Origin of the sequence: Bacillus sp. SIMBA_026, assembly GCF_046535335.1 — a bacterium.
Lineage (GTDB): Bacteria > Bacillota > Bacilli > Bacillales > Bacillaceae > Bacillus > Bacillus velezensis.
Window position 1 is genome coordinate 579,043 of record NZ_JAWRWX010000002.1, and the last position, 12,177, is coordinate 591,219.

A 12,177-nucleotide genomic window follows, 5' to 3' on the forward strand; every position below is an offset into this window, starting at 1 on the left:
GTGTTTGTTGGCAACGATTAAAGATGTCGCAGGCGCTGCCGGCGTCTCTGTTGCCACGGTTTCGCGTGTCCTCAATGACAACGGCTACGTGCATGAAGATACACGAACGAAGGTCATGCTTGCCATGGAGAAGCTGAATTATTATCCGAATGAAGTTGCCCGCTCTCTTTATAAAAGAGAATCCAGACTGGTCGGGCTTTTGCTTCCGGATATTACGAATCCCTTTTTCCCTCAGCTTGCCCGCGGCGCTGAAGACGAGTTGCAGCGGGAAGGATACCGGCTGATCATCGGCAACAGCGATGAAGAATTGGAAAAAGAACTCGACTACCTGCAAACATTTAAACAAAATCAAGTTGCCGGTATTTTGGCGGCCACCCATTATCCCGACCTTCCCGAATACAGCGGCAGCCTTTACCCGGTCGTATTTCTGGACCGGACAAAAGAAGGCGCCCCATCCGTATTCAGTGACGGGCGGGCAGGCGGAAAACGGGCGGCTGAGGAAATGCTTCGCGGCAAAAGCACAAGCATCACGCTTGTCAAAGGTCCAGTCCACCTTCCGACCGCTCAGGAACGTTTTAACGGCGCACTTAACGTGCTGCAAAAAGCGGGCGCGCCGTTCAATGTCATCTCCGCCGCTTCATTTTCCATCAAGGATGCCGCCATTTTAGCAGAAGAATTGTTTGCAGCATACCCTGAAACCGACGGAGTCATTGCCAGTAACGACATTGCGGCGGCTGCCGTCCTCCATGAGGCGCTGCGGCTCGGCAAAAAAGTTCCGGAGGAGATTCAGATCATCGGATACGACGATATTCCGCAGAGCAGGCTTTTGTTCCCGCCGCTTTCAACCATCCGCCAGCCTGCATATGAGATGGGAAAAAAAGCGGCAAACCTGCTGCTGCAATTGATAAAGAAAGAGCCGCCGAAAGAGACGGCCATTCAACTGCCCGTGACTTACATAAGAAGACAAACGACGAGAAAGGATGATCACCATGAGTGAAATTTGTGTTATCGGAAGCTGTTCTATGGATCTGGTCGTCACATCTGAACGGCGTCCGAAAGCCGGAGAAACCGTACTGGGCACAGACTTTCAAACTGTGCCCGGAGGAAAAGGCGCAAATCAGGCCGTAGCCGCTTCCCGCCTGGGCGCAAACGTATATATGGTAGGAAAAGCAGGCAATGACAGCTACGGAAAAGCGATTATTGAAAACCTGAAGGCAAACGGTGTCAATACGGACTATATGGAAACGGTTACACATAAAAAAAGCGGAACGGCTCATATTGTGCTCGCAGAAGGAGACAACAGCATCGTCGTCGTAAAAGGCGCAAACGATGACATCTCCCCCGATTATGCAAAAAGTGCGCTGGCAAAACTTCCCGGCATTGATATCGTGCTGATCCAGCAGGAGATTCCTGAAGAAACCGTTGAAGAAGTGTGCAGCTACTGCCGCGCGCAGCAAATTCCGGTTATCCTGAATCCCGCGCCGGCCCGGCCGCTGAAACAATCGACGATTGAGAATGCCGCTTATCTTACGCCGAATGAACATGAAGCATCCATTTTATTTCCTGACCTGAGGAAAGAAGAAGCGCTCGCCGGCTATCCCGGTAAACTGTTCATTACCGAAGGAAAACAAGGCGTACGCTACTCAGACGGCACCGCGGAACGGCTTGTTCCCGCCTTCCCTGCAGAAGCGGTCGACACGACGGGAGCCGGCGATACCTTTAATGCGGCACTTGCCGTCGCACTCGCGGAAGGACGGGACATCGAGCAAGCGCTCCTGTTTGCCAACCGCGCCGCCTCCCTGTCCGTGCAGCACTTCGGCGCCCAAGGCGGGATGCCGGCCAGAAAAGAAGTTGAGGAGCTGCTCTCATGAAAAAACACGGAATGTTAAACAGCCACATTGCCAAAGTATTGGCCGATCTCGGGCATACAGACCTCATCGCAATCGCCGATGCGGGTCTCCCCGTCCCTGACGGCGTCCCTAAAATTGATTTGTCCTTAACGGCGGGCGTTCCCGCCTTTCGGGACGTGACCAGCCTGGTAGCCGGGGAGATGGCAGTCGAAAAGGTGATAGCCGCTTCCGAGATCAAAGACGCAAATCCTGAGAATGCAAGTTTCATAAAAAGCCATTTCTCAGCGCAGACGATCGAGTACATGTCCCACGAGGAATTCAAACGGCTCACACAGAAAGCAAAAGCCGTCATCCGAACGGGTGAAATGACACCATACGCCAACTGCATCCTGCAGGCGGGTGTGATTTTCTAGAAAGAAGGGATCCAGCATGCACATCGGCATGACAGACATTCATAAAGCATTCGGCAAAAACCAAGTGCTCTCCGGCGTCTCATTTGAGCTTCTGCCGGGAGAAATCCACGCTTTAATGGGAGAAAACGGAGCGGGCAAATCGACGTTAATGAATCTGCTCACCGGGCTCCACCGGCTCGACAAGGGAAACATTACGATAAACGGAACAAATATGAGCTTCTCCAATCCAAAGGAAGCTGAAAAGCACGGAATCGCCTTTATCCATCAGGAACTGAATATATGGCCGGACATGACGGTGCTTGAAAACCTTTTTATCGGCAAAGAGCTGACGACGGCGTTCGGCGTTTTAGAAACAAAGAAAATGAAAGCGCTAGCAAAATCACAGCTTGAAAAACTGGGAGTCTCTCTTCCTCTTGACCGGGAAGCCGGACAATGTTCCGTCGGACAGCAGCAGATGATTGAGATTGCCAAAGCGCTGATGACAAACGCCGAAGTCATTATTATGGACGAACCGACCGCGGCGCTGACCGAACGGGAAATCAGCAAACTGTTTGACGTGATGACGGCGTTAAAGCGGGACGGCGTATCCATCGTCTATATTTCGCACCGAATGGAAGAGATATTTTCGATTTGCGACCGGATCACCATTATGCGGGACGGCCTCACTGTGGATACGGCGCATATTAAAGATACTAATTTTGATGAAGTGGTCAAAAAAATGGTCGGGCGGGAGCTGACCGATCGGTATCCTACTCGCACGCCGTCACTCGGCGATAAGGTGCTCGAAGTGAAAAACGCCTCAAAAAAAGGAAGCTTTTCACAGATCAGTTTCCATGTGAGCGCCGGAGAAATCCTCGGCGTTTCCGGCTTAATGGGTGCCGGACGGACAGAAATCATGAGGGCGCTGTTCGGGATTGACAGGCTCGATTCCGGAGAGATCTGGATTTCCGGCCGAAAAACCGGCATTCGGGGTCCGTACGATGCCATCCGCAAGGGACTCGGCCTGATTACGGAGAACCGCAAAGATGAAGGGCTGCTGCTGGATACGTCCATTCGTGAAAATATCTCATTGCCGAACCTGACCAGCTTCTCTCCGAAAGGCATCATTGACCGAAAACGCGAGGCGGAGTTCGTTGAGCTGCTCATCAAGCGTCTGACCATTAAGACCGCATCTCCGGAAACCGCCGCCCGGCATTTATCAGGAGGAAATCAGCAAAAAGTCGTCATCGCCAAATGGATCGGAATCGGCCCGAAAGTTCTCATCCTTGATGAACCGACAAGAGGCGTCGACGTAGGCGCTAAAAGGGAAATCTATTCATTAATGAATGAACTGACCGATCGCGGAGTCGCCATCATCATGGTGTCTTCCGAGCTGCCGGAAATTCTCGGCATGAGTGACAGAATCATCGTCGTCCACGAAGGGCGCATTAGCGGAGAAATCAATGCGGCCGGCGCCACACAAGAACACATCATGACACTTGCCACGGGAGGGCAGCAGAATGAAAACTGAACCAATGACATCAACTGAACAAAAGCGATTTTCCATTCATACCTTTACGCAAAAACTCGGTCCGTTTCTCGGCTTACTGATTCTTGTGCTGATCGTTTCCGTTTTAAACCCGAGTTTTCTTGAACCCCTCAATATTCTCAACCTTCTTAGGCAGGTTGCGATTAACGCTCTGATTGCTTTCGGAATGACGTTTGTCATTTTAACGGGAGGCATTGATCTCTCTGTCGGAGCCATCCTCGCCTTATCGAGCGCATTGGTCGCAGGTATGATGGTCTCAGGCATCGACCCGATCTTAGCCGTCATCATCGGCTGCGTGATCGGCGCCGTACTCGGCATGATAAACGGATTATTAATCACAAAAGGAAAAATGGCGCCGTTCATCGCCACTTTGGCGACAATGACCGTCTTTCGCGGACTGACCCTCGTCTATACGGACGGAAATCCGATTACGGGGCTCGGTTCAAATTACGCATTTCAATTATTCGGGCGCGGTTATTTTCTCGGAATTCCCGTACCTGCCATTACGATGCTGATTGCATTTGCGGCCCTGTGGGTTCTTCTGCACAAAACACCGTTCGGCCGCCGGACATACGCCATCGGCGGCAATGAGAAAGCGGCGCTGATATCGGGAATCAAAGTGCCCCGCATCAAGATCATGATCTATTCTCTGACAGGTTTATTATCGGCGCTGGCGGGAGCGATTCTGACATCACGCTTAAATTCCGCACAGCCGACGGCCGGGGAATCATACGAGCTGGACGCCATCGCAGCGGTCGTTCTCGGCGGAACGAGCCTGTCCGGCGGTCGAGGGCGCATCATCGGTACGCTGATCGGGGTTTTGATTATCGGTACGCTGAACAACGGCTTGAACCTTCTCGGCGTATCATCTTTTTATCAGCTCGTCGTCAAAGGAATCGTCATTTTAATCGCGGTGCTGCTGGACCGCAAAAAATCGGCATAGTAGGAGGACCATTATGAAGAAAGCCATCATCACGATCGCGGCATTATCACTGTTTTTGCTGTCCGCCTGTTCACTTGAACCGCCGCAATGGGCAAAACCGTCAAACACAAAACATAAAAAAGAATTCACTATCGGGCTCTCCGTCTCCACATTGAACAATCCGTTCTTCGTTTCATTAAAAGAAGGCGTTGTAAAGGAAGCCAAAAAACGGGGCATGAAGGTCATTATTGTCGATGCTCAAAATGATTCATCTAAACAGTCAAATGACGTAGAAGATTTGATACAGCAGGGAGTCGATGCGCTGCTGATCAATCCGACCGATTCATCAGCGATTTCAACAGCCGTCGAATCGGCAAATTCCCTCGGCATTCCCGTCATTGCGCTTGATCGTTCAGCCGAACACGGCAAAGTCGAAACGCTTGTCGCCTCTGACAATGTCAAAGGAGGAGAAATGGCGGCTGACTACCTCGCCGATCAGCTCGGAAAAGGCGCCAAAGTGGCTGAATTGCAAGGGGTGCCGGGCGCATCCGCGACACGGGAACGCGGAACGGGCTTTCATCATATTGCCGACAAAAAGCTGGATGTCGTAACAAAGCAAGCGGCGGATTTTGACCGTACAAAAGGATTGACCGTCATGGAAAACCTGCTGCAGGGACATCCGGATATCAAAGCCGTGTTCGCCCATAATGATGAAATGGCACTCGGGGCGCTCGAAGCGATTAACAGCTCGGGCAAACACATTTTGGTCGTCGGTTTCGACGGAAATAAAGATGCGATTTCTTCCATTAAAAACGGAAAGCTGACAGCCACGGTCGCCCAGCAGCCGGAGCTGATCGGAAAACTGGCGGCCGAAGCGGCGGAGCAGGTGCTCAAAGGAGAAAAAGTCAAAAAAACCATTTCCGCTCCATTGAAACTTCAAACACAAAAATAACCGGCCGATGTTTAGACTTCCGGTAAAACGTGAAAGGATGAAGTAAAAGGAGAGATACAGATGAAGAAAACAGCCAAAGCGGCATCCATTCTGACCCTTGCAGCGGGAATATCAGCGGCTTCAGCTGCCGGAATAACGCCTCTTCCGGAGACACACGCGCAAGAAGCGGTCAAAATTGACGATCTGTACAGCTACCCGCTTGACTCTTATCTCGTTTCCGCGGAAGCATTGAACGTCAGAACAAAAGCATCAGCAGCCAGCCCGAGAGCTGATACCCTTCATTTAGGCGACAGCTTAAAGATCGTTTCATTCCAGAACGCTGACTGGGCAAAAGTACATTATAAAAACGGAAAAACAGGATTTGTATCTACTCATTATATTGTTAAAGAAGCAACAACCGTAAAAACGACGGCAAAAACAAAAGTATATACAGACAAACAAGCGGTCAAAGCTTCCCTTGCTAAAAACACGAGCGTTTCTTTCCTCGGATGGAAAAAGACAGCCGGCGGCGGCATTGACTTCGGCTGGGCGCTTGTCGATTACGGGGGCGCAACGGGATATATCAGCACAAAAGATCTGCAAAAACTGACATAATATCAAAACGGATTTCGCAAATTCAGCGCGAAATCCGTTTTTTCTTTCTTGAGCAGTCAGAAACGTCTAAGGTTCGAAATATTTCTCAGGAAATATTGTCGGATGAAGATGAATGCATACGACTCTAAAATGGCTTCTTTATGTAATCCGCCAGTCGTTTGGCATTGTCACGGATAGCCGCAGCATCGGCGGTGCTTACCCCGTACATCGCGAAAGCCGGCAAATAGGTCATACCCGTAAAATTAGCCATTGCCTGAAACGGCCTTAAGAGCTCGCTCAGTGAAAAATGGTTGGACCCGCCTGCCTGATATGCATCCTCTCCGGCACCTACGGAAACAGCCAGCAGCAATTCTTTGCCGTGCAGCGCCTTTCCTTTGGAGCCGTAAGCCCAGCCATACGCCAGCACATGATCCATCCATGTTTTTAAAAGCGGAGGCGCACTGTACCAGTACAGCGGGAATTGAAATACGATCCGGTCATACTGTTCACACAGCTGCCGTTCCTTTTCCGCATCTATTTTCCCGTCCGGATATTCTTTATAAAGCTCACGGACCGTGATTTCATCATGATTTTTTAATTCTTCTGTCCACGCCTTATTGACCGCTGAGTTGTCCATGTCAGGATGAACCGCTAATACCAATACTTTCACAGCTACCACACCTTTCCCTTTTGACTGTATTTTACCTAATCTTTGCCGGTTCAGCCAAATAAAAAGAAAGCCCCGAGAAAAATGAAGCTTTCTTTTTTAATTTATTCCGGGCTTCCTTCGGTTGTTTCGATATCCTTCGCAAAATTCGGATTATCTAAATTTGCGTTGAAAAAGTCCGCCGTATTCGGAAGCTTGAGGTTCATATTCATTTTTTGAGAAATGGTCACTTTACAATCTTTAATGACATAGTCAAACACGTGTCCGCCGGAATTGCGTCCTTCATCAATGAAGTGCAGGTGATATCCGGAAACAGCGATGCCGTTTGCGTAACCCGGCGTCCAGAAGCCGGCGATTGTACCCTGAATGTCGTCAAAGTTGAACACAGGCTGTGTTTTCACCGCTTCGATCATCGGAACGTACGGTTTCTCCTGGCGTTCTACCGTTCTTGTCTGCACCTTTTTAAATACGCCGTCTAAACGGATCGCATAAAATAAGTTTTTACTAGGCAGAAGGCTGGCGATTTCCTGCTCGAATTCTTCACGGGTCATTTCGCCGTCGATCGTATGCGTCATATCCGGCGTGAAAAATGTGAATGAGCAGAATGGTGACAGGTCTCCGCCTTTAACAGGCGTAGCCGTTCCGTCGCCGCGCAGACGGTAAAATTCTCCGTCAAATCCGATTAATTCGCCGTCCAGTTTGTTGAACGTGCCGATTCCAAAATCACCGAACTTCGGAATGTCAGCCATATCAAAATCTCCGTCATATACTCCGTCCAGCAGAGATGTCATTGTGGATACTTGATAGATCTGATCCTCAGGTGAGCCTTTTTCTCCGCGGCTCATCATATGGATGTCGCTTGCGTTTTTCATATTCCCTTCACTCCTTTTAAATTGGGCTGTTTTAGAAAACAGGTCATGGTGCGCAGAGTGCTAGAGAGCTTTTGCTTTCATTTTTTCTTTGAATTGCTTCGGAAGCATGTCGCTTGATAAATGGACATTGTCACTGTAATCGACAGGAATGTCAATGATGACAGGGCCTTCTGTGTTCAAGCCTTTTTGCAGCACGTCTGCCAGCTGTTCCGGTGACTCAACGCGCAAGCCGGTGGCGCCGAAGCTTTCTGCATATTTTACGATGTCAATGTTTCCGAAATCTACGCATGATGTACGGTTATATTTTTTCATTTGCTGGAATGCGACCATATCATATGTGCTGTCATTCCATACAAGGTGAACGATCGGCGCTTTTAAGCGGACTGCCGTTTCCAATTCCATTGCAGAGAACAGAAATCCTCCGTCTCCTGAAACGGATACGACTTTTTCACCCGGATTCACCAATGTGGCGGCAATCGCCCAAGGAAGCGCTACGCCCAATGTCTGCATGCCGTTGCTGATCAACAGTTTCAGTGGCTCATAAGCGCGGAAGTAGCGGGACATCCAGATCGCGTGAGAACCGATATCGCAAGTGACGGTTACGTCGTCGTCAATTGCATTGCGCAGTTCTTGGACGATTTGCAGAGGATGCACTCTGTCGGATTTATGGTCGCTTGGCGCCTTCTCGCTGTCTGTGAGCATCTGTTTTAATTCGCTCAGCACTTCTTGTTCACGGCTGCCCATATCAAATGTCACAGCGTCGTGTTCAATTTGTTTAACCGTAGCGGCGATATCGCCTAATAACTCTAATTCCGGCTGATAGGCATGATCGATATCGGCCTGGATTTCGTCAAGATGGATAATAGCACGGTCGCCGTTTACGTTCCAGAACTTCGGATCGTATTCAATCGGATCATAACCGATCGTTAATACGACATCCGCCTGTTCAAGCAGAAGATCGCCCGGCTGGTTGCGGAACAGTCCGATCCGGCCGAAATATTGGTCTTCCAGCTCTCTGGATAATGTGCCGGCCCCTTGGTACGTTTCTACGAAAGGCAGTTTTGTTTTGGCAAGCAGTTTGCGGATTTGTTTTACCGCTTCCGGTCTACCGCCTTTCATGCCGACTAACAGAACGGGAAGTTTCGCCGTCTGGATTTTCGCGATAGCCGCGCTGACCGCTTCTTCCGGTGCAGGGCCTTGTTTCGGCGCCGGCACGCTGCGTACGTTTTTCACATTTGTGATTTCATTCACAACATCCTGCGGAAAGCTCACAAAAGCCGCGCCTGCCTGACCTGCTGACGCTGCCCTGAAGGCGTTTGTTACCGCTTCTGGTATATTCCCTGTTTCCTGTACTTCTACACTGTATTTTGTAATCGGCTGAAATAGCGCCGCATTGTCCAATGATTGGTGTGTCCGTTTTAACCGGTCTGCGCGAATTACGTTACCCGCCAGCGCCACTACCGGATCACCTTCTGTATTAGCCGTTAACAAGCCGGTCGCCAAGTTGGATGCCCCCGGGCCTGAAGTAACGAGACAAACGCCTGGTTTTCCAGTCAGTCTTCCGACAGCCGCAGCCATAAATGCAGCGTTCTGTTCGTGACGGCATAAAACCAGTTCAGGTCCTTTATCTTTTAACGCATCAAATACTGCATCAATTTTTGCACCCGGAATGCCAAAAACATGTGTGACACCTTGCTCCACTAAGCAATCAACAACAAGCTCCGCCCCCCGATTTTTTTCAGAGGTTTTTAGTTCATTTGTTGCTTTTGCCAACACCCTCACTCCTTATTATGCATATTAAATATAAAATTTTAAGTAATTTGTGATATTATTCACTATACACTCTTTGGAAATTGACCTCCAATATCAATTCGCCGTATGATTAATATGTTTCACGAATAATTAACAAAGAGAAAGGAATGGATAAGGATGGAGCTTCGCCATCTTCAATACTTTATTGCCGTTGCCGAAGAACTTCATTTCGGCAAAGCTGCGCTTCGGTTAAATATGACACAGCCGCCTCTCAGCCAGCAGATCAAACAGCTTGAGAAGGAAGTCGGCGTGACCTTATTAAAGCGCACGAAACGGGTTGTAGAGCTTTCAGCTGCCGGAGAAAGTTTTTTAAAACACAGCAGAAACGCGATCGAAGAAATAGACAAAGCGATTGAAATGGCGCAGAGAACGGCGCGGGGAGAGCTCGGCCGCCTTGTCGTCGGTTTTGTCGGCTCGGCCACATATGAATTTCTGCCGCCCATCATTCGGGAATTCCGCGAAAAATTCCCCTCCGTCAAGCTTGATCTGCGTGAAATTTCTTCTTTCAGACAGCAGGAAGAACTTCTGAAGGGGAACATTGATATCGGCATCCTTCATCCGCCTTTACAGCATTCCGCGTTACATATGGAAAAGGTGCAGAGCAGCCCGTGCATTCTGGCTTTGCCGAAGCAGCACCCGCTTACCGCTAAACAGACAATCGACATTCAGGATTTAAAAAATGAACCGATTATCACACTGTCGAAAGAAACATGGCCGACTTTATACCTAGAGTTTGTAAACTACTGCGAGCAGGCGGGCTTCAAACCGAAAATCGTTCAGGAAGCGACGGAGTATCAAATGGTGATCGGATTGGTTAGTGCCGGCATTGGCGTAACCTTCGTGCCTTCTTCTGCTAGAAAGCTGTTTAATCTCGAAGTCGCCTACCGCGGCATTAATCAGGTGCAGCTCACGGCCGAATGGGTCATTGCCTACCGCAAGGATAATCAAAATCCGATTCTGAAACATTTTCTGGATATTATGAATAAGCGCCAGGCTTTATTGCAGGCGGATAAGGAAAATGCATAAAAAAGAGGGCCGCCGAAAGCAGCCTCTTTTTTTTGTGCTTTTATGGATTTTTACTAAATTGGTAGAAACGCTCAGTACACCTTACGACCTGTACCCGTATACATACAGTACAACTGATCAGGAGGGATAAAAATAACGGGGCGGCAATGACCCATCTAAAAGGAGGCAGAACACATTACACATATTACCGTCATTTTGACCCTGATTTCTTTCTTTGTGACCATTATTTTTATATTTTGGAGACCCGGGGGATTAAATGAAGCCGTTCCGGCGTCGCTGGGCGCCATTCTCGTTTTGTTATGCGGAACCGTTTCCTTTCATGATTTAGGGGATATAGGGTCAAAAGTCACCGGAGCATCAATCACCATTATCTCCACAATGATTATGGCAATCGCACTGGAAAGCTTCGGTTTTTTTAACTGGGCGGCAGCCAAACTGCTTCACCGCGCCAAGGGATCGGGCATCCGGCTTTTTTGGCTGACCAACCTGCTCTGTTTTTCAATGACGCTTTTTCTGAATAATGACGGCAGCGTCTTAATCACCACTCCTATTTTACTATTGGTCTTACAATATCTCGGACTTAAAAGACATCAGAAAACACCGTATTTAATAAGCGGCGTATTAATTGCGACGGCCGCAAGCACCCCGATCGGCGTCAGTAATATCGTCAATTTAATTTCTCTCAAAATGATAGGCATGGACCTTTATTTGTACACCAATATGATGTTTATCCCCGGCACGCTGGGACTGGTGTTTATGGCCTTTCTGCTGTTTGCCGTTTTTTACCGCCGTTTGCCGAAACAGCTCCCCGATATTCCGGTCCACTTTGACTCGCTGGAACACAAACGATATCATCCGCTTCAGCCTCCGCCAGACCTGACCCAAAACAGCCGTACGAACATCATGTTTTGTGTTTTGGTATTTGTATTGTTCGTCCGGATCAGTCTGTTTGCAGCTTCTTACAACGGCATATCCGTTTCGCTCGTGGCTGTCATCAGTTCAGTCATCCTGCTTGGCTGGAGATGGTTTTATTTAAAAATCGGACCGGCAGACTTATTAAGGAAAGCGCCTTGGCATATCTTTATTTTTGCCTTCACGATGTACATTATCATCTACGGACTGCATAATATCGGACTGACGGCGCTGCTTGTTCAGTCTATTGAGCCTTATGTCTCACAAAGCATTGCCCACGCTGCATCTATTATGGGCATTGCTACATCCGTCCTCTCTAATTTGTTCAATAACCATCCCGCCTTAATGATCAGCACTTTGACATTAACTGAAATGTCCATCGACCCATTAACCGTAAAAATCATTTATCTGGCTAATATTATCGGCAGTGATATCGGATCATTGCTTCTGCCGATCGGGACATTAGCCACGCTGATCTGGATGCATATCATCAGACAGCACGGCGAAAAAGTTTCTTGGTCAGAATATATCAAAACGACCATTATCGTTGTCCCTCTCACCGTCGTGTTTACCATTACCGTTTTATATGTTTGGATCAGTTGGATTTACCTTTAGCCCCCATGAAAAAAACTGCCTGCTGTATAAGAGAG

12 protein-coding genes are annotated in these 12,177 nt (G+C 48.8%); 9 read left to right on the plus strand and 3 right to left on the minus strand.

All coding sequences use genetic code 11. The annotated features are described in order from the left end of the window. The first annotated feature begins 7 nt into the window (after positions 1-7). From SB847_RS13645 to SB847_RS13675, 7 genes are read left to right on the plus strand one after another with little or no spacing between them, the layout of a single operon-like run. Positions 8-997 carry a LacI family DNA-binding transcriptional regulator gene (locus tag SB847_RS13645; protein ID WP_410563848.1) on the plus strand — a complete coding sequence of 330 codons (990 nt, stop codon included), beginning with the start codon at positions 8-10 and terminating at the stop codon, positions 995-997. Next, complete coding sequence (gene rbsK, locus SB847_RS13650; RefSeq protein WP_410563850.1) at positions 990-1,871, plus strand: ribokinase; 882 nt, start codon at positions 990-992, stop codon at positions 1,869-1,871. The genes SB847_RS13645 and rbsK overlap by 8 nt, the downstream gene beginning before the upstream one ends. Further along, entirely contained in the window at positions 1,868-2,263 is a 396-nt protein-coding gene (gene rbsD / locus SB847_RS13655; protein ID WP_410563852.1) for a D-ribose pyranase, read from the plus strand. The genes rbsK and rbsD overlap by 4 nt, the downstream gene beginning before the upstream one ends. Positions 2,264-2,279: 16 nt before the next feature. Further along, positions 2,280-3,773 (plus strand): sugar ABC transporter ATP-binding protein, encoded by a 1,494-nt coding sequence (locus tag SB847_RS13660; RefSeq protein ID WP_014419046.1) that lies wholly within the window; start codon positions 2,280-2,282, stop codon positions 3,771-3,773. Continuing rightward, positions 3,763-4,734: a ribose ABC transporter permease RbsC gene (rbsC, locus tag SB847_RS13665; protein WP_012118605.1), complete on the plus strand. Its 972-nt coding sequence runs from the start codon at positions 3,763-3,765 to the stop codon at positions 4,732-4,734. Before SB847_RS13660 ends, rbsC begins: the two co-directional genes overlap by 11 nt. Positions 4,735-4,747: 13 nt before the next feature. Continuing rightward, complete coding sequence (rbsB, locus tag SB847_RS13670) at positions 4,748-5,665, plus strand: ribose ABC transporter substrate-binding protein RbsB (RefSeq protein ID WP_007407524.1); 918 nt, start codon at positions 4,748-4,750, stop codon at positions 5,663-5,665. Positions 5,666-5,725: 60 nt separating this feature from the next. Continuing rightward, positions 5,726-6,259: an SH3 domain-containing protein gene (locus SB847_RS13675; protein ID WP_024085887.1), complete on the plus strand. Its 534-nt coding sequence runs from the start codon at positions 5,726-5,728 to the stop codon at positions 6,257-6,259. Between the two features lie 124 nt (positions 6,260-6,383). On the opposite strand, the gene SB847_RS13680 is transcribed toward SB847_RS13675, so the two are convergent. The 3 genes from SB847_RS13680 to alsS form a co-directional block, all read right to left on the minus strand. After that, positions 6,384-6,908 (minus strand): NAD(P)H-dependent oxidoreductase, encoded by a 525-nt coding sequence (locus tag SB847_RS13680; protein WP_224181234.1) that lies wholly within the window; start codon positions 6,906-6,908, stop codon positions 6,384-6,386. Positions 6,909-7,009: 101 nt separating this feature from the next. Further along, a complete protein-coding gene (budA, locus tag SB847_RS13685) occupies positions 7,010-7,777 on the minus strand; it encodes an acetolactate decarboxylase (protein ID WP_003151318.1) in 768 nt (255 codons plus the stop codon). 60 nt (positions 7,778-7,837) lie between these two features. Next, on the minus strand, positions 7,838-9,550 hold the full coding sequence (gene alsS / locus SB847_RS13690) for an acetolactate synthase AlsS (RefSeq protein ID WP_032860108.1): 1,713 nt from the start codon (positions 9,548-9,550) through the stop codon (positions 7,838-7,840). Positions 9,551-9,706: 156 nt separating this feature from the next. Here alsS and alsR point away from each other — a divergent pair, with 156 nt between their 5' ends. Further along, positions 9,707-10,615 (plus strand): acetoin biosynthesis transcriptional regulator AlsR, encoded by a 909-nt coding sequence (gene alsR, locus SB847_RS13695; protein WP_038460104.1) that lies wholly within the window; start codon positions 9,707-9,709, stop codon positions 10,613-10,615. A gap of 195 nt (positions 10,616-10,810) precedes the next feature. Beyond that, positions 10,811-12,142 carry an arsenic transporter gene (locus tag SB847_RS13700; RefSeq protein WP_007614225.1) on the plus strand — a complete coding sequence of 444 codons (1,332 nt, stop codon included), beginning with the start codon at positions 10,811-10,813 and terminating at the stop codon, positions 12,140-12,142. Positions 12,143-12,177: the final 35 nt, after the last annotated feature.

Bases quoted from the DNA above. Each gene is read 5' to 3' on its own strand.
- rbsD (WP_410563852.1), top strand. From the start codon at position 1,868: ATGAAAAAACACGGAATGTTAAACAGCCACATTGCCAAAGTATTGGCC.
- alsR (WP_038460104.1), top strand. From the start codon at position 9,707: ATGGAGCTTCGCCATCTTCAATACTTTATTGCCGTTGCCGAAGAACTT.
- rbsC (WP_012118605.1), top strand. From the start codon at position 3,763: ATGAAAACTGAACCAATGACATCAACTGAACAAAAGCGATTTTCCATT.
- rbsB (WP_007407524.1), top strand. From the start codon at position 4,748: ATGAAGAAAGCCATCATCACGATCGCGGCATTATCACTGTTTTTGCTG.
- rbsK (WP_410563850.1), top strand. From the start codon at position 990: ATGAGTGAAATTTGTGTTATCGGAAGCTGTTCTATGGATCTGGTCGTC.
- budA (WP_003151318.1), bottom strand. From the start codon at position 7,777: ATGAAAAACGCAAGCGACATCCATATGATGAGCCGCGGAGAAAAAGGC.
- SB847_RS13660 (WP_014419046.1), top strand. From the start codon at position 2,280: ATGCACATCGGCATGACAGACATTCATAAAGCATTCGGCAAAAACCAA.
- SB847_RS13675 (WP_024085887.1), top strand. From the start codon at position 5,726: ATGAAGAAAACAGCCAAAGCGGCATCCATTCTGACCCTTGCAGCGGGA.